12 protein-coding genes are annotated in these 17,714 nt (G+C 53.6%); 8 read left to right on the forward strand and 4 right to left on the reverse strand.

Translation table 11 applies throughout. From position 1 onward, the window contains the following. Window positions 1-81: 81 nt before the first annotated feature. From B4O97_RS06080 to B4O97_RS06095, 4 genes are all read left to right on the forward strand, one after another. Complete coding sequence (locus B4O97_RS06080) at window positions 82-1,053, forward strand: phosphoglycerate dehydrogenase (RefSeq protein WP_158084181.1); 972 nt, start codon at window positions 82-84, stop codon at window positions 1,051-1,053. Between the two features lie 65 nt (window positions 1,054-1,118). After that, window positions 1,119-2,081, forward strand: coding sequence for a tripartite tricarboxylate transporter substrate binding protein (locus B4O97_RS06085; protein WP_083049202.1), 963 nt, complete (start codon window positions 1,119-1,121; stop codon window positions 2,079-2,081). Between the two features lie 241 nt (window positions 2,082-2,322). After that, window positions 2,323-2,793 (forward strand): tripartite tricarboxylate transporter TctB family protein, encoded by a 471-nt coding sequence (locus B4O97_RS06090; RefSeq protein ID WP_083049204.1) that lies wholly within the window; start codon window positions 2,323-2,325, stop codon window positions 2,791-2,793. 25 nt (window positions 2,794-2,818) lie between these two features. Continuing rightward, complete coding sequence (locus tag B4O97_RS06095) at window positions 2,819-4,306, forward strand: tripartite tricarboxylate transporter permease (protein WP_083049205.1); 1,488 nt, start codon at window positions 2,819-2,821, stop codon at window positions 4,304-4,306. A gap of 15 nt (window positions 4,307-4,321) precedes the next feature. On the opposite strand, the gene B4O97_RS06100 is transcribed toward B4O97_RS06095, so the two are convergent. Beyond that, window positions 4,322-5,014, reverse strand: coding sequence for a 5'-methylthioadenosine/adenosylhomocysteine nucleosidase (locus B4O97_RS06100; RefSeq protein ID WP_083049207.1), 693 nt, complete (start codon window positions 5,012-5,014; stop codon window positions 4,322-4,324). An 89-nt stretch (window positions 5,015-5,103) separates the two neighbouring features. On the opposite strand from B4O97_RS06100, the gene B4O97_RS06105 reads away from it, so the two are divergent. Beyond that, window positions 5,104-6,318 (forward strand): LL-diaminopimelate aminotransferase, encoded by a 1,215-nt coding sequence (locus B4O97_RS06105; protein WP_083049209.1) that lies wholly within the window; start codon window positions 5,104-5,106, stop codon window positions 6,316-6,318. Between the two features lie 4 nt (window positions 6,319-6,322). Continuing rightward, window positions 6,323-8,197, forward strand: a complete 1,875-nt coding sequence (locus B4O97_RS06110; RefSeq protein WP_083049210.1) for a phosphohexomutase domain-containing protein — start codon at window positions 6,323-6,325, stop codon at window positions 8,195-8,197. Here the strand turns inward: B4O97_RS06110 and B4O97_RS06115 are convergent. Together B4O97_RS06115 and B4O97_RS06120 are read right to left on the reverse strand one after the other, a co-directional pair. Continuing rightward, window positions 8,194-9,192: a tryptophan--tRNA ligase gene (locus B4O97_RS06115; RefSeq protein WP_083049216.1), complete on the reverse strand. Its 999-nt coding sequence runs from the start codon at window positions 9,190-9,192 to the stop codon at window positions 8,194-8,196. The genes B4O97_RS06110 and B4O97_RS06115 overlap by 4 nt on opposite strands. A 33-nt stretch (window positions 9,193-9,225) precedes the next feature. Next, complete coding sequence (locus B4O97_RS06120; RefSeq protein WP_158084182.1) at window positions 9,226-10,302, reverse strand: AI-2E family transporter; 1,077 nt, start codon at window positions 10,300-10,302, stop codon at window positions 9,226-9,228. 115 nt (window positions 10,303-10,417) lie between these two features. On the opposite strand from B4O97_RS06120, the gene B4O97_RS06125 reads away from it, so the two are divergent. Then, window positions 10,418-10,906 (forward strand): gamma carbonic anhydrase family protein, encoded by a 489-nt coding sequence (locus tag B4O97_RS06125; RefSeq protein WP_083049220.1) that lies wholly within the window; start codon window positions 10,418-10,420, stop codon window positions 10,904-10,906. On the opposite strand, the gene B4O97_RS06130 is transcribed toward B4O97_RS06125, so the two are convergent. Next, a complete protein-coding gene (locus B4O97_RS06130; RefSeq protein WP_083049221.1) occupies window positions 10,903-16,431 on the reverse strand; it encodes an ATP-binding protein in 5,529 nt (1,842 codons plus the stop codon). The genes B4O97_RS06125 and B4O97_RS06130 overlap by 4 nt on opposite strands. A 247-nt stretch (window positions 16,432-16,678) precedes the next feature. Here B4O97_RS06130 and B4O97_RS06135 point away from each other — a divergent pair, with 247 nt between their 5' ends. Beyond that, on the forward strand, window positions 16,679-17,656 hold the full coding sequence (locus tag B4O97_RS06135; protein ID WP_083049223.1) for a beta-ketoacyl-ACP synthase III: 978 nt from the start codon (window positions 16,679-16,681) through the stop codon (window positions 17,654-17,656). Window positions 17,657-17,714: the final 58 nt, after the last annotated feature.

A 17,714-nucleotide genomic window follows, 5' to 3' on the forward strand; every position in this document is an offset into this window, starting at 1 on the left:
TAAAATATTTGACAATGTCTATTCAGCCCCCTAGGATTCATGGTAGTAGATTCGAAGGTACATCGCAAGGAGATTTCGAATATGGCGGAGCAGCAGGAAATTCTGGTTACCATGGCAACAAATTTACGGGACATCCTGTATGATCATATGGAAAAAAGGATTTCCTCCGCAGGTTTCAAATTGAATGCTGTTTTCAGCGATACCCCCCTTGAAGACGCAAAGCTCAAAGAGAAGATAAAAAATGCCGCCGGGTTCATTGTAAGCCTGGAAAAGGTCAATGACGATCTGCTGAAGGGGGCAAAAAATCTGAAGGTCGTCTCGAAATACGGTGTAGGTACTGACAACATCGATCTTGCAGCCGCCGAAAGTCACGGCGTAGAAATAGCCAACTGTCCGGGTTCCAACAGTAATGCCGTAGCGGAACTCGTGATCGGACTGATGATTACCATGTCCCGGAACACTCAGAATCTCTGTGACAGACTCAGGGAAGGCAGGTGGACCACGGAAGTAGGATTTGAACTTGCCGGCAAACGGGTGGGCATCCTGGGATTCGGTAATATCGGACGCAGGGTCGCAAAATATCTGAAGCCCTTTACAGGGGATATTCTTGTCTACGATGTCTTTGTGGACAGAAAAGCTGAAGGTGAGTACGGAGTGCGGTACACGTCCGTGGATGAGATCATCGAAACATCCGACTACATTACGCTGCATCTGCCCCTGCTTCCTGAAACACGGCACCTGATTGACAAGGACAGCCTTGCAAGGATGAAAAAAGGTGTATATCTGATCAACGCGGCCCGCGGAGGAGTGGTCGATGAGGATGCCCTCTTCGACGCCGTAGTCAGCGGAAGGGTTGCCGGCGCGGGAGTCGATGCCTTTGAGTTTGAACCGCCCACAGCTTCCAGAATGCTGAAGGATGAGCGTTTTATTGTATTACCCCACATCGGGGCCGCCACCGTTGAAGCCAGTTTCAATATGGTGAACATGGCGATAGACAATGTTCTCTCCGTTCTCGCAGGAAAAGGGAATCCCCATCCGGTCAGGATGGTTTAAATTGACATGACATCAGACCCATGATAGGCTTGAATGTCACGTATTCGTACTTAGGAGGTACATGAATGAAAAAATTTTTAGCGGTGTTACTGATCCTCGGGCTCTCCCTGGTGGTGTTTGCCGAAGGACAGGGAGAAGCCAAGAAGATCGACTACCCGACTAAACCGATCCATATGGTTGTTCCATGGGCAGCGGGTGGCGGAACTGACGCTGTAGCCCGGGTGCTCGCAAAAGAGGCAGAACCCTTCCTCGGAACCACCATCGTTGTGGAAAACCGGACAGGCGGCGGCGGAGCTGTCGGCCACAGTGCTGTTTCTCAGGCAAAACCCGATGGATACCTTATCGGTCTCACAACGGTAGAGCTGATTATTCAGCCCCATATTCAGGAAGTTCCCTACAGCCATGAAGAGATGGCTCCCATCATTCAGGTTAACTCTGATCCTGCGGCAATTACTGTTCCCGCTGACTCCGAATGGGACACCCTGGAAGAGTTTCTGGATTACGCCAGGGCACATCCCGGCGAACTGCAGTGCAGCGGTACCGGTTATGCCGGTATCTGGCATATCGCCCTGCTCGATCTCTCCCAGAAAAGCGGAACCGAGTTTACCTTTGTTCCTTCCCAGGGAGCAGCTCCTGCAGTTACCGAGCTTCTCGGCGGTCATATCGACTTTGTAAGCTGCAGTCCTCCCGAAGTAGCAGCCCAGGTAGAGGCCGGACAGCTGAAGATGCTGGCGGTTTCCGGCAATGAACGCCACCCCAACTTCCCCGATGTCCCCACCATGGCGGAACTCGGCTACGACGTACAGACGACTGTATGGCGGGGTGTTCAGGCTCCCAAGGGTACTCCCCAGGAAATCATCGACATTCTCCACGACGCCTTCAAAAAGGCTTATGAATCCGAAAACTTCAAAAAGACCATGAATAACGTGGGGCTTGGTATGGTTTATCGGAACGGCGAGGATTTCAAAAAAATGATTGCCGAAAGTTACGACACCTTCGGCGAGATTGTTTCCGCCTTCGATCTTTAGGTTTTTCTAAAAACTGAATCCCGGCACATAGGTGCCGGGATTTTATTGTATGGGAAATTCTAAAAACGTGGTATTTTTTCCATAGTCAAGGATGCAGGATTTGTTAGCCCCCGGAAACCCTTGTGATAACAAGAGTCGGGGGCCGTGGAAAATCTTGACGAAGCAGAATATGTGGAAAAGAGCAGATTTTAGAAATGCCCTATAATGACACCAGCTCAAACAGAAAAGAGGGAGCAGTACAGTGTTCAAGAAAGCTGAAATAGTATTTGGAGGAGCTGCCATCCTGTTCGCCCTCCTGTTTTTCATTCTGGCAGGCGATTTCCCTGGCGCCAGAGGCCATGATGTAGGTATGGCCTTTTATCCCAGGGTACTCAGTGTCCTCATTATCGTTCTCTCCTTTATTGTAATTTTTCAGGGAATAACAAGAAAGGAGACAGAAACAGAAAGCACGGGGACTCTTTTTTATACGGAGGACAATGGTGTACGGCGGGTTGTACTGCTGATACTGGCAACCTTGATTTATCCGTTCCTTCTTCAATATGCCGGGTTCCTTATCCTTACACCGGTGTATCTCGGATTCCTGATGTGGGTTATCGGCGCCGGCAAAATACCCAGGATATTGCTGCTTTCCGTTCTTACCACTGTCTTAATCTATGTCATTTTTCAGCGTATGTTGAAAATCCCCCTGCCTACGGGTCTCTTCTACAACTGACCTGTGAGCGGAGAGTGAGGAAAATATGGAAGCTATACTAAGCGGTCTGGAACTACTCTTACAGCCCCTTCCTTTGCTGATGCTCTTTTCCGGTGTAATAGGCGGTATTGTCGTGGGAGCACTCCCCGGGCTGACCGCCACCATGGGGGTTGCCATTCTTGTCCCCTTTTCCTTTGGAATGGAACCGGTTCCGGGGCTTTTGATGCTCCTTGGACTCTACGCAGGAGCCATATACGGCGGTTCTGTGGCAGCCATTCTGATAAACACACCGGGAACCCCCTCGGCGGCTGCTACAATTCTGGACGGAACTCCTCTGTTTAACAAGGGCGAGGCCGGACGGGCAATCGGCATGGCGACCTTTGCATCGGTTTTCGGCGGTATAGGAAGCGCGATTTTTCTGGTAACCCTGGCTCCCCTTCTTTCGAGGTTCGCCCTTGCCTTCAGCGCACCGGAATATTTTGCCCTGGCGGTACTGGGAATAACGATCATCGGCAGTATATCCAGCGGTTCCCTTGCAAAAGGACTCCTGAGCGGGTGTATCGGTCTTATAATAGCCACCATCGGTATGGATCCTATTCAGGGATACACCCGATACACCTTCGGCACCGTCAACCTTATGGGAGGAGTTCCCTTCATACCCGCCCTGATCGGGCTCTTTGCCGTTTCCGAGGCCATAACGCAGTTTGAACGGCTCATTGAACCGATAAAGGAAGAAGTCAACCTGAAGAAACTTATTCCGAGTTTTTCCGATATAAAACGGGTTATGCGGACCATGCTGAAGAGTACGGTTATCGGGACCTTCGTAGGGGCACTGCCCGGAGCAGGCGGCGATATCGCCTCCTTCGTCTGCTACAACGAAGCCCAGAGAAGCTCCAAACATCCGGAAACCTTCGGTACCGGAGAGATCGAAGGTGTCGCCGCGGCGGAAACGGGAAACAACGCATCCACCGGCGGAGCGCTTATTCCGACCCTGAGCCTTGGAGTTCCCGGAGACTCGGTTACAGCCATCATTATCGGCGCCCTGATGGTTCAGGGACTGCGGCCGGGTCCCCTGCTTTTCAGGGATCACCTGGATATCGTAAACGCCCTATTTATCGGCTTTATTGCGGCGAATGTATTTTTCGGCATCTTCGGCCTGATGATGGCAGGATTTCTCTCAAAACTGATTATGATTTCCAAAAGGTCCCTGATCCCGATCATCATGGTCCTGGCGATAGTCGGTTCCTTTGCCATGCAGAACAACATTTTCGACATCTTTCTGATGCTGCTCCTGGGAATCTTCGGTTATCTTGTACGCAAGATAAATGTCCCCCTGGGCCCGATCGTACTGGCCCTGATCCTCGGTCCCATGGTGGAGGAAAACTTCCGCAAGTCTCTGGTGATGTCCTACGGGGATTACTCGGTCTTTTTCGTACGCCCCATTTCTGCGGTGCTCCTTCTTCTCGCCCTGATTTCGGTGATCACCACCATCGTCAGGGAACGAAAGGGAAAACACCTGCCCGGAACAGAATAGGGCCTTTCCCATCTTTCAGGGAATTCGCCTGAGGAGATGGGAAAGAACACCGACCAGGTGAGTTGACGCGACGGCAAGGAACTCCTGAAAATTTTTGGGAGCCCTGCCGTCCGCTGCGTCGGAAACAAAGCGAAGCACAAGAACCGGTACATTGTAGACCCTGGCTGTAAGGGCAACGGAAGCGCCTTCCATTTCCACAACAGCGCCATCCAGTTCACTGAAGAGTTTCTGCCTCAGGGGCGAGTCCCTGTCGGTCACGAAGGTGTCACCCGTGAGGACCCGTCCGAAGTGGACAGCATAATCCTCTCCCCGGTAGGACTCCATGATTCTCAGGAGCTCCGGGTCTCCCGGAATCTCCCTGTAGGGAGTAAACGGGATGGCCCCCACGGGATACCCGAGACCTCTGACATCCATGTCGTACTGCAGGCAGTCGGTGCCGACCACAAGATCACCGATATTCAGCCCCTCCTTTATGCCCCCGGCAATGCCGGCAAAAATCAGACGTTCCGGTCTGTAGCGCATGATCAGTTCCGCAGCGCTGAGGGCGGAAAGGACCTTTCCTACCCCTGATTTGGCGATCACTACATCCTTTCCTTCAATCCGTCCCAGATGGTACTCCGTCAGGCTCCCCTTCTCTCTCCTGTCGCCCCCTGACGCTTCAACGAGGGCTTCAACTTCTTCGCGCATTGCACCGAGTATACCTGTCATGGAAATATCTCTCCTTCAGCATGCTGATTGAAACTGAAATCATTGTCCGCTATACTTGTGGCTGAATCCAAACAACTTCAGGAAACAATATGATTACAGTAAACGAGCATTATAGCAAGCTTCAAGCCTCATATCTTTTTGTTACCATCGCCCGCAAAATCAAGGATTTTCAGGAACAGCACCCGGACGTCGACCTTATCAAGCTGGGCATCGGTGATGTGACAAAACCCCTGCCGTCGGCCTGTATCGATGCCTTTAAAAAAGGGGTCGAGGAGATGGCGGATGAAAAGAGCTTTCGCGGATACGGCCCGGAACAGGGATACTCCTTTCTGCGGGAGGCCATAGCCCGGAACGATTTCAGGGACCTTGGAATCGAGGCGGAGGACATCTTCATTTCCGACGGAGCCAAGTGCGATACAGGAAACTTTCAGGAACTCTTTTCCACGAATTCCAGAGTAGCCATACCAGATCCGGTCTATCCGGTTTACGTCGATACCAATGTAATGGCCGGACGCAGCGGGGTCTGGAAGGACGGGCGCTACGAGGGCCTCCATTACCTGGAAGCAAACTCGGAAAACGCCTTTATACCCGCTCCCCTGAATGAGAAGGTCGACCTGATCTATCTCTGTTTTCCCAACAATCCCACCGGTCAGGTCGCCAGCCATGATCAGCTGGCCCGGTGGGTCGAGTATGCCAGGGAAAACAAGGCCCTGATTCTTTTCGATGCGGCTTATGAAACCTTTATCCGCGACGACAGTCTCCCCAGGTCAATCTATGAAATACCCGGCGCACGGGAAGTGGCAGTTGAGTTCCGGAGTTTCTCGAAAACCGCGGGCTTTACCGGTACCCGCTGTGCCTTTACCGTCGTTCCCCGGGAGTGCCGGGCCTACACGAGCGACGGAGAAGCTGTCAATCTTCAGCCCATGTGGAACCGCAGACATTCCACCAAGTTCAACGGCGTATCCTATCCCGTTCAGCGGGCTGCCGAGGCGGTCTACTCTCCGGAAGGAAAAAAGCAGGTACGGGAACTCTCGGACTACTACCTCGGAAATGCCGCCATAATCCGGAAAAACATGGAAGCCCTCGGATTTACCTGTATCGGCGGAGAGAACTCCCCCTACATATGGGTAGACGGCAGAAGGGATTCCTGGGATTTCTTCGACCTGCTCCTGTCGGCAGGGGTGGTCGTTACCCCGGGGAGCGGTTTCGGACGCTGCGGCGAAGGCTATATCCGCATAAGTGCCTTTAACGATCGGGAAAAGGTGCTGGCGGCCATGGAACGGATTAAATCCTCTCTGGCATGATAAAATGAAGATACTGGATCCCCGTTTCGGTCTGTTCGTTGGTGACAGTGACTCCTGTGCCCTGGAGAGACTGAAATACGGCGAAAAGCTTCCCGGGAAAGGTTTCAGTCCTGAGGATTTGTCTCTTATCCTCTCCCCTTCGGGTTGGCGCGGGGTCTTTGCATCATCGGAAGACGATGATTCCGGCGAACCGGCGGAGCGGATGCTCTGGGCGGCCCTGTCTATGGCAGGAGCCGCGGCGGAGTATTTTTCCGCCTTCAGCGGTAAACCCACAATTCTGGTGGGCTGCGATGCACGTCCCACGGGACCTGCAATCTGCGAGATATTCTTAAGGGTCTTTCTGGCCCTGGGGATTCCCTGCGAATACCTCTTTATAACTCCGGCCCCGGAAATAATGGCCGCAGCACGAAACAGGCGGGAGTGCGGCGGATTCTGTTACATCAGCGCGAGCCATAACCCCATCGGTCACAACGGGGTAAAACTCGGCAGACAGGACGGCGGGGTACTTCCCGGAATCGAGGCGGCGCCGATTATCCAGCGAGTTAAGGATATCCTCGCTTCCCCGGAGGAACTCGACAGACTGCGTGAATCAGCCGATGGAGCGGATTCGCGCAATCTGGAAGCCCTCTTTCAGCAGGTCTCGGACGCCCAGAACAGGGCGTCCCGGATCTATTCCGCGTTTTCCGGCAGCGTTGTGTTCGATACATATCCGGATAAAAAATCTGCCCTGCAGGAATCCCTCAAAAAGATGCCCCTTGGAGTCGTGGGAGAGCTGAACGGCAGCGCCCGGGGAGTCTCCATCGACCGGGAATTTATGGAAGACCTGGGTCTGCGGGTCCGCCTTTATAACAGCAGACCCGGGGAAATCCTTCATGCCATCCTGCCGGAGGGAGAATCCCTCGAGCCATGCAGCATGCTCCTGCAGGAATCCTGGCGGGAGGATCCCGCCTTTCTGCTGGGGTATGTTCCCGACAACGACGGTGATCGTGGGAATATTGTCTACATCGATCCCGATGGTGGACGCGGCCATATCCTGCAGGCCCAGGAGGTCTTTGCCCTTACCTGTCTTTCCGAGCTGGCCTGCGCCAGAATGTTCGGAAAAGGCGGGAATACGCCGCAGGCTGTGGTGGTAAACGGTCCCAGCTCGCTCCGTATCAATGAGATAGCGGAATCCTTCGGGGCGAAACTTTTCCGGGCGGAAGTCGGTGAAGCGAATGTGGTTTCCCTGGCACGGCGGCTCAGGAATGAAGGATTTACTGTTCGCATACTGGGGGAAGGCTCCAACGGCGGAACCATAACCCATCCCTCTGCCGTGAGGGATCCCCTTAACACCATCATGGCTCTGGTAAAACTCCTCCGTCTACAGGATGCCGATGGGAAAACCCCCGGGCACCTCTGGTTTGAGCTGCGGGGAGATACTCCTCCTGTTTCCGGTTCCCTGGCCCTGTCTCATATTCTGGAATCTCTGCCGAAATATCAGACCACCCCCACCGGAGAAGCCCGGGCAAAATACCGGGTGCCCGCAGGGAGTCATAACCTGCTGAAGAGCCGTTACGAGTCGGTTTTTACCGAAAGGTGGGGAGCACGACCGGACATCCTGAACTCCCTGGGAATCAGCGCGTACCGCTTCGTCAATTACGAAGGAACAGAGCGCAGGGAAGGACCGGGAAACAGAAGTGGAGAGGGCCGCGGAGGCTTCAGCGTTGAATTCCTGAACGATAAGGGTCAGGCAAAAGCCTTTGTATGGATGCGCGGCTCGGGTACAGAGCCGGTTTTCAGGCTCATGGCCGATGTTCCCGGGGACAGAGAGGATACTGAAGTCACCCTCCTTGAGTGGCACCGGGGAATCCTCGACGCGGCCATAGAATCCGGCGCTTAGGCAATCCCGATTGCCCGCCGTAGACGGGATATGGTACCGGCTGCGATCTCCCTCGCTTTTTCTGCTCCCCGGGCGAGGATAGCGTCAATCTGATCGGTATTATTGATGTACTCTTCGTAGCGTTCACGGTAAGGAGCGATTTCCCTTTCCATGCACTCATACAGGGCCTGTTTGGCCTCTCCCCAGCCCATGCCTCCGGCGAGGTAGCGTTGACGCAGGGCGTCCTGCTCCTGTTCAGTGGCAAAAAGCCGGTAGAGATTAAAAACATTGCAGTTTTCAGGGTTCTTCGGCTCTTCTATTCCCTGGGAGTTGGTAACAATCTTCATAATCAGCTTGCGCAGCTGTTTTGAGGGAAGAAAAAGAGGAATGGTATTGTTGTAGCTTTTACTCATTTTTCTTCCGTCCATTCCGGGAATTATCTGGGTCAACTCGTTGATAAGGGGTTCGGGAACGGTAAGCAGTTCTTCCCGGTAATTCCTGTTTATGGCCTGGGCAATATCTGCGGTCATCTCTATGTGCTGTTTCTGGTCCCTGCCAACGGGAACGACGTTGGAGTTGAAAAGAAGGATATCCGCTGCCATCAGTACGGGATAAGTATAGAGCCCCATGTTGATTCCGTTGTCCGGGTCTTTCCCGGCGGAACGGTTTTCTTCGCTCACTGCCTTGTAGGCATGGGCCCGGTTCATGAGCCCCTTGGGGGTAAAGGCCATGAGGATTGTCGTCAATTCAAAGGTTTCCGGTACCGCTGACTGCTTGTAGACCAGGGATTTTTCGGGATCCAGGCCGCAGGCCAGCCACGTCGCGGCAACCTGATGAGTCTGTTCCTTGAGCCGCTGCGGATCGCGTTCGCTGTTCAGGGCATGATAATCGGCAATAAAAAAACGGGTTTCGTAATCTCTGGCAAGTTCCAGTGCCGGCTTTATTGCACCAAAGTAGTTTCCAATGTGGGGTGTTCCTGTCGGCTTTATACCGGTTAAAGCAATTCGTTTCTCCATACCGGCACACTATACCCGGGTCACCCCCTTTTCTCAAGTACCTGTTTTTGATTCCGGGCTGCCAAGCATCACCTGCGAGGTGTTCGGCGGATTGTGACTGTCCTGACCGGAACCCATCAAAATGGCTATGGGACGCAGGGCCGGTATGTTCTCGCAGACTATCTTGATTATCGCCATAATGGGGACGGCCAGAAACATTCCCACCACACCCCAGAGCCAGCCCCAGACCAGCAGGCTGACCAGGATAAGAAAGGGGCTGAGGTTGAGCCGCCGCCCCTGAAGGCGCGGATCCAGAATATTTCCAAGGGCGACCTGGGTAGCAATTACCGACAGAGAGACGGCCAGAATAGGCTCCATTTCGGGATAAAACTGAATGAACGACATGATTATTATAATGATAACGATAAATGCGGAGCCGATATTGGGAATAAAATTGAGAAAAAAAGCCAGAGCGCCCCAGATAATCGGAAAATCCAGCCCAATCAGCATCAGGCTCAGATAAATCAGCATACCCGTTGCGAGGCTGATGATGAATTTTATCGACAGATAACGCCCGATCTGATCGTTGATATGCTTCATGATCAGGTATATCCGGTCTGACATGGATATATGAAAGGCCTTGCGAACCTTGACCTGAAAGCGGTTCTGTTCCAGGAGAAGGAATATCAGGAAGAGGGTAATCATTATAAGATTTCCAACCAGTTCCATCAGCGATCCGGATAAAGAGAGAAGAGAGTTCTGCAGGGTCCTTCCCCAGTTTATGTCCGCAATAACCGTCGGGCTCACATTGAAGCGTTCGAAAAGCTCCTTCGATATCTCCATTAGAAGCGAGGTAAACCGGGCCTGGTATTTTGGGAGCTGTACCACAAAGGACTTTATTGAAGCATAGATAAATAAACCGAAAAGATAGAAAAAACCGAAGAATATGACGATGACAACTGTTATGGAAATGATTCGCGGAATACGAAGCTTTTCCATGAAGGACAGCAGTGGCGTGAAAACGAAAAAGAGAATAATCGCTATTGCCAGGGGAACCATTGCGGCCTGGGCGAATTTAAGCACTGCTCCAACAATAATAACTGTCAGTATCCCCAGACAGACAGCTGTCACTTTTTCTGCACTCATGGAAAAAGTATAACAGATCATAATCTTAATTTCGAGTACTTGTCCCCGGGGACGAAAACCTGTAGTTTCACTGGTACAGCAGTATAATGGAGTTGTATATATGAGTATTCGTGAAAAAGCCGCTTTTATCGCAGAGAACGCAGCTGTTACCGGGGATGTCACCATGGGAAAGGATGCATCAGTCTGGTACGGAGCATCAGTCCGGGGAGATTATGCTCCTATAGTCATTGGGGATTCCTCCAACATACAGGATAATGCCAGTGTTCACGTAGATCATGACGCCCCCGTCAAGATCGGCAAAGGGGTTACCATCGGCCACAACGCTGTTATTCACGGCTGCACCGTGGAGGATGACTGTCTTATAGGCATGGGTGCAATCATTCTGAACCGGGCTGTAATCGGTAAGGGTGCCATCATCGGGGCCGGCGCTCTGGTAACCGAAGGCAAGGTAATACCCCCGGGATCCCTGGCGGTGGGCTCCCCCGCCAAGGTCATGAGAAAGGTCTCCGACGAAGAGTTGAAGCGTGTTCGTCAGAACGCCTCATCCTATGTTGAGATGGCCCGGAGGCATAACGCGGGAGAGTTCTAGGAACTTCCCGCACTCCTTTTTTCCCAGCGCTCCATGCCCCTGCGCACTGCATCGATCAGATAGGGCCTCATCTGCGAGGCCTTTACAATATGATCGATGGATCCGACCTCCCGGGCCCGTTCAACGCTGTGTATACCGTCAAACTCTGCCCCCAGAGCTGTCTGGTATTCGTTATATACCGTCTGATACAGGTTATCAAACTCCTTGTAACCCCATTCACCGGATTTCAAACGTTCCCGGGCTTCCATGACCCGCGTATCATCTTCGGTGCGCTTTCTGACGGTTTTCGGAAATACCACCGCAGCAGCCGGGGCCCCTCCGATTACCGATGCGAAGGAGCCTTCAAGAGCTGCGACCTCGAGTTCCGGGTTCAGCCTCTTGGAGAAGACTACATAGGCCCCGCCGTGATAGCGGGCGGTGACCAGAAAAACAAGGGGGCCTCTGAAGTTTACAACTGCCCTTCCTATCTCAGCTCCATATTCGAGCTGGAGTCTGCGCAGCGATTCCGGTGATCCGTCGAATCCCGAGAGATTCGCAATGATGACAGCCGGTACCCTTCCGGAGAAGGCATTCAGCCCCCGGGCCAGCTTTTTTGAAGACTGGGGATAGAGGGTCCCTCCGCTCCAGGTATCCGGACCGTCGGAAGGCAGGGCACCGATACGGGGAAAGCTGCGGCTTTCGATACCGATCATACCCACAGACAAACCGCCGAGACGGGTCTCCCAGACCAGAGAGGTATCCCCGTCTTCGAGCCCTCTCCATCGCTCGAGGATTTCCGCGTCCTGGTCCACAAGGGCACGCATAACCTGGCGCATGTCGAAGGGCTTTTTTCTGTCGGGATTCAAATCCATGCTGAAGATATCTCCGATGCTGGTGAATCCCTGACCAAGACTGTCCCGATAGGGCACGGTGGTTACATCCCGCTCATCGGGGTCGGAGCATTCCACAGGTTCAGGAAAAGAGCTGCCAGGCTTAACATAGCAGGTACGATAATGCTGAAAGAGTACGCCGTAGGCCTCGGCAACGGAAGCGACCCGTATCTGGGCCTGGCCGTTGGGGACCATGATTTTCTCTGCACCGCCGATATCCACATTTGTTTCCCCCGACACGCTGCCGGAGAAGTCCAGGGCCCGTTTCCCGGTAAGAAGCATGGAAGCCTCATCGGTCATGATCAGAAGTCCCCGGGTATGCATCAGCATGGTGGCTTCGGCATTCCAGTAGGACTGGGCGCCCACATTTATAGACTGGACGATTATATTTATTTCGCCCCCGGCCTGGGTGAATTCTATTATCCTTTTCAGGGTTGCAGCGGTCCAGTCCAGGTTTTCGGTACCCGAATCCATGGTGATTCTGGCTCCGGAGGATACCGGAACCCATTCCACGGGAATTGAATCCTCTTCGGCCATATCGATGGCGCATATAATCCTGCGGCATTCCTCTTCCGCCAGGCTGCCGAGATCTCCGGTGGGATCCGAGAGAATCAGCATGCGATGAAAAACCGTTCCGCTCACAGGATCGGTATTGCTGATCCTGCCGAATATTATATTGCTGCCGTTGTTTCCGGGTTCACGTCCCTTTACCGAAACAGCCCTGCCGGACCCGTCTGCGGCGACCTCGATATCGAATTCTTCAAACTCACCTCGTGGCAAACCCTCATGCAGGGGAAATCCGGCGTGGGTAATCATCTTTATGAGTTCGTAGGGATAAATCTCGTTACGCTGACGCGCCCGGACCACCTTGAGGGCATAACTGTCCAGGGTCGTCAGGGGCACCGATGAGGGGCGCCGGCTGCGCAGGGTAAACTGGTCCGCCGTAAGATTGTGGAAGATCAGTTCATGTTCACGGATGGTTTCTTCCCTCCATCGTTTGCGTCGTGAATAGACGACCATCTTTTCCAGGCCAAGACCGATGGTTCTGGGAACCAGGTTGTAACCGAAATCCCGGAGCTGCATCAGGCGCAGTCCCAGAAGAGATCTGTTGTAGATGATAATCCGGTTCCACTGAAGCCTGAAACGGTAGTTCTGCTGGGCGGCGCGTATGCCGGAAACCGCCTCGTTGAAGACCCGCTCAAATCGAAGCATCCTGGTAAGGTCCTGCCGCGAGGAGAGTTCGGGATCCGTCTCGGAGGTTGAAGCAAGGGCGAAAAGGCGCATGTCCTTTTCGTTCTCCTTTGCCCGGCCTTCCAGAACAGTGACATTTTCGCTGCGCAGTATCAGTTTGAGATGAAAATTCTTCAGTCTTTCCACCCGGAGCTCCCGATATTCCAGGGGCGAAAAGGTGAACGCACCGTCGTTGATACTCCATTTTCCGGTATCACCATACTGGTAGGTAGTAAACTGCGGTTCATCCTGCTCCGGGTAGACTCCCAGAGCGCAGAATTTACAGGGAAAAGGGGCAAGAGAATCGATATAATCCCCGGGGCTGCCCTGCCCCGAAATAAGTATCGTGACTTCAACTGATTCACAGTCCGGGAAATTCCGGACTATGCCTGGTATTCTCTCAAGAGCCTCGGGAGAAAAGGCAGCAAAAAGAAGTCCGCCCTTCCGGTCCTTTTCATTCTCCTCATCCTCAGTGAAATCGATCCTGGCCCGGAAAAGATCCTTCCCATCAGAGGATGTCTTGAGAGAATGAATTTTCCTGTCCCGGTTAAAATACCGGGCCGCCAGCTCCGAGAGAAGTTCCGAACTCCCTGTTCGGGTCGATTTTATTATACGCATCATGTCCGTCATGGCCGAAGGCGGAAGGTCCATAAAGGACTGCGTACACTCATCGAAACTTCCTGAATTGCCGCTGCAGCTCTCCGAAACCAGGGATTCAACGAATTTGCGCTGTCTTCCCCGCTGTTCCTGGAGTTGCTGCTGGTCGATCAGAACATAGCGCGCATGCAGGGCGGCGTCCGCCAGTTTGGGAGATCCAAGGTTACTCAGACGTACAATCTCGTTCACCAGAAGGGGAAAACCCTCTCCCAGCATTTCTGCTGCGGACCGTTCTTCCAGAAGCTGCAGCAAATCCCGCAGGATCTGACCTTTCAGGGCTGAAGCCGCATGGGAACGGTAAAAATGGTACAGAAGTCTGTCGATTTCATCACTGACTCCTGCATCGCGATATGCCGCCAGGGCACGGTCTATGGACTGGATAAATCCTTGAGGAAGCCCCTTTTCACGGTCTTTCCTGCGCAGAGCATAGTGGGTCAGGAGTTCAGTATAGGTGTGCGGCCTGCTGCCGCTCTCATCTTCAATGCTTCGGTTTGAAAAGAGAAGCTCCAGAGCGCAGAATGCCTCCATGCTGCGCAATACCAGCCGGGTAAAAGCATCGGTACGGTCAGGGTTCTGGGTAATAAAGGCCTCGATCCGGTTAACAAGATCGGAAGAATCCTCCCCTGCATCAAAGCCGAGAAAAATTGCCTGGACTTCATTGGCAATGCGTTCCCAACGCTCCTGGAGCCCGGGTTCAATATGGGGAAAATCGATTTTAACCGCAGCCGGCTCTTTCGTATCAGTATTGTCCCCGGCCTCCTCCAGCCGGATAAGGGACTGTCCTGCCGCCACCTGGGTTCCGGGGTTCGCAAGAATCTCAGCGACCTGACCATCCGCAGGCGATTCAATGAGCATCTCCATCTTCATGGCTTCAAGAACCATAAGGACGCTGCCTTTTCTGACCTCCTCGCCGGCCTTCACGGGAACAGAAAGCACAATAGCCGGGGATGGGGATTTGACGAAGCCCCTGGACTCCTGCTCAAGAAGAAAGGGTGTTCCGTTGATTTCACACTGAAGGGAATCTCCCCTGGGGACAAGGATAAAGCGGTAACGCTGGCCGTTAAACTCCAGGACGCCCTCATGGTCAGTGCTGCGATACCTGCATATTACGAAGGCATCGTCCACTATTACGTGAAAGCTGTCTCCGCCTGTATGCAGCACCTTTGCACAATAGGCTGCGCCTTCAATGGAAAGATTGACCTCCTGCCCGTCCCGGCCCGGAAGGGTTCTCGGTTTTCCCAGACTGGCTAATTCATTGATAAAATTAACCTTCTCTTCCGCTGAGCGCGACAATGCAATGGTAATCGCCCCGGTCACAAGGGCCGCCCGGAATGTTTCGTCCGGTGCGCGGCGGATTCCCTTTTTGAGGAGCTCTCCCACGTAGGCGGTGGAAACCCCGCCCGCCTTTACCTCAGGCTGATCCAGAAGCTGCCGCAGGAACGCACGGTTGGTTGTTCCGTTTTCAATGCGGATAGTACACTCGTCAAGGGCCCTTTTCAGCCGGGAGGCCGCCTCGTCCCGGTCCCGTCCCCGGGCTATGATCTTGGCGACCATGGAATCGAACTCCGGGGGAATCTCCGCACCGCTCTCTATTCCCGAATCGACCCTGATGCCGGGACCTGCGGGGGGCCGGAAAAGGTCCACCCGGCCCGGGGCGGGGGAAAATTCCATTCCCGGATCTTCGGCATTGAGGCGGGCCTCCATTACATGACCCCGGGGTGCCGCGAAACTCACGTCCACTTTTCTCCCGAAGGCCACCTCTATCTGTCCGGTTACAAGATCGATCCCGTAGAGTTCTTCCGTAATCGGATGTTCGACCTGAAGCCGGGTATTGACTTCCATAAAATAGAAGCGTCGGGAATCCAGATCGAACAGGTATTCCACGGTACCCGCGCCCTCGTAGGAGGCAGCCTTGATGAGCCGTGCCGCGGAGGCCTCCATCTCCTCGATGGTCTCCGGCGGCAGTCCCGCTGGAGGGGTCTCCTCTATTATCTTCTGGTTCCGGCGCTGCAGGGAACAGTCCCTTACGCCGAAGGTATTTACCGTACCATGACGATCCGCCAGGACCTGAACCTCCAGGTGCCTTCCCCGCCGGACAAGGTGTTCGATAAAGACAGTCCGGGTACCCGTAACCCGCAGAGTCTCTTCCACGGCGGAGTTATACTGGGATTCCAGCTCCTCGGGACGCAGAACAAAACGTATTCCCCGTCCGCCTCCGGCATTGGAAGCCTTGACGATAACAGGATACCCGATCTTCTCTGATACTTTTCGGGCTTCTTCGATATTCGATACCGGACCGCGGCTCCAGGGAAGAATGGGAACATCCGCTTTTTCCGCCAGATCCTTCGCCGCTATCTTGTCTCCCAGCAGGGCCATGGCTCTGCTGTTGGGACCGAGAAAGGTATAACCTTCCTTTTCGACCGCCTCGGCAAAAACCGAGTCCTCCGACACAAAACCCCATCCGACCCACAGGGCGTCGCAGCCGCCCGCCTTGAGAGCCTCGAGGATAAGGGCATGGTCAAGATAGGGAGAACTTGCCGTACCGGGATACCCCGGAAGGTCTTCGAAACAGACCCGGTAATCGGCATTCTTGACAAAGGGTGCCTGTTCCTCCCGGGCCGTATAGATAGCCAGAGTCCTGAGTTCTGTTTCAAAACGGGAGTTATATTCACTGACTCCCCGAATAAAACGCAAAGCAGCTTCGCCGCGGTTTACGATTCCAATCCGTGAATGTTTGTGTAATACTGGTGTTGCAGTTTGGGGTGCCAAAGGGTCGCCTCCTCATGCAGTTTTTGTCGGCCGGTGGCCGCCTTAAAGTCAAGGGAGTATACTCATTCTACACCTGCGCGTCGAGGGCCGGCAACACACTTATGGAATGTTTTTCGGCCGATGGCTGATATTTTCTGGATATATTGGACATTCAGGACACTGATAGCCCTGGTACGCCTTGACTTTGTTCGGGGATAGTGAGTAAACACTGTATTCAGTCGGCCAATGACCGATATCAGGAGGATTGATGAACGCGACCATCCGGTCGGCAGGTGCATACCTGCCGCCTAAACGAGTAAGCAACCAGGATCTGGCACAGATTATAGACACCTCCGATGAATGGATACGCAGTCATACCGGAATCGGTTCCCGTCATCTGGCAGAGAGTGAGACAACTTCCGAAATGGCAACAGAGGCGGCCCGGGAGGCTCTTTCCAGATGCGGTATTTCTGCAGAGGAACTGGATATGATAATAGTGGCCACCAGCACACCGGATTACATCGGATTCCCCGCCACGGCCAGTATTGTACAGAATAACATCGGTGCCCTGCGCAGCGGGGCCTTCGACCTTGCTGCAGCGTGTACGGGTTTTGTCTATGCCATGGAGTGCGGCAGAGGGCTCATTTCTTCCGGTGTGGCCCGAAACGTTCTTGTCATCGGCGCTGAAAAACTATCCAGTCTGGTAAACTGGAAGGACCGCTCAACCTGCGTTCTGTTCGGAGACGGAGCCGGTGCGGTAGTGCTGAGCGCCTGTGACGACGACAGGGGATTCCTGGCATCCCGTATGCGTTCCGACGGAAGCGGAGCCGACGCCCTTATCGTACGGGCGGGGGGGATAAAAAATCCCATACGAGGTCAGAATATTCCGGAGGAGGATCTCTATATCGCCATGGACGGACGCAGGGTTTACAACTTTGCCGTTCAGGTCAATACGGAGCTCTTTGAGGTCCTCCCCGCCGAGGCGGGAATCTCCATTGACGAGATAAAATACATAGTCCCCCATCAGGCCAACGTACGAATTATCAAGGCCGCAGCAAAGCGAGCCGGGATTCCCATGGAAAAGTTTTACCTTAACATAGAGGAATACGCAAACACCTCGGCCGCTTCCATTCCTATTGCGCTCAACGATTTATGGAAGGATGGGAGACTGAATCCCGGGGATGTCATCATGACTCTGGGCTTCGGCTCCGGTCTCACCTACGGCGGCCAGCTGATTCGGCTGTAAAGCGTGGGGTGTCATTTCTGTCGGTCCTTGACCGACAAAATCAGTGCGTGGTAAGGTC

The sequence above is a fragment of the Marispirochaeta aestuarii genome (assembly GCF_002087085.1).
In the GTDB taxonomy this organism is placed as follows: domain Bacteria; phylum Spirochaetota; class Spirochaetia; order JC444; family Marispirochaetaceae; genus Marispirochaeta; species Marispirochaeta aestuarii.

Bases quoted from the DNA above. Each gene is read 5' to 3' on its own strand.
- B4O97_RS06080 (WP_158084181.1), top strand. From the start codon at position 82: ATGGCGGAGCAGCAGGAAATTCTGGTTACCATGGCAACAAATTTACGG.
- B4O97_RS06085 (WP_083049202.1), top strand. From the start codon at position 1,119: ATGAAAAAATTTTTAGCGGTGTTACTGATCCTCGGGCTCTCCCTGGTG.
- B4O97_RS06095 (WP_083049205.1), top strand. From the start codon at position 2,819: ATGGAAGCTATACTAAGCGGTCTGGAACTACTCTTACAGCCCCTTCCT.
- B4O97_RS06100 (WP_083049207.1), bottom strand. From the start codon at position 5,014: ATGACAGGTATACTCGGTGCAATGCGCGAAGAAGTTGAAGCCCTCGTT.
- B4O97_RS06105 (WP_083049209.1), top strand. From the start codon at position 5,104: ATGATTACAGTAAACGAGCATTATAGCAAGCTTCAAGCCTCATATCTT.
- B4O97_RS06110 (WP_083049210.1), top strand. From the start codon at position 6,323: ATGAAGATACTGGATCCCCGTTTCGGTCTGTTCGTTGGTGACAGTGAC.
- B4O97_RS06115 (WP_083049216.1), bottom strand. From the start codon at position 9,192: ATGGAGAAACGAATTGCTTTAACCGGTATAAAGCCGACAGGAACACCC.
- B4O97_RS06125 (WP_083049220.1), top strand. From the start codon at position 10,418: ATGAGTATTCGTGAAAAAGCCGCTTTTATCGCAGAGAACGCAGCTGTT.
- B4O97_RS06135 (WP_083049223.1), top strand. From the start codon at position 16,679: ATGAACGCGACCATCCGGTCGGCAGGTGCATACCTGCCGCCTAAACGA.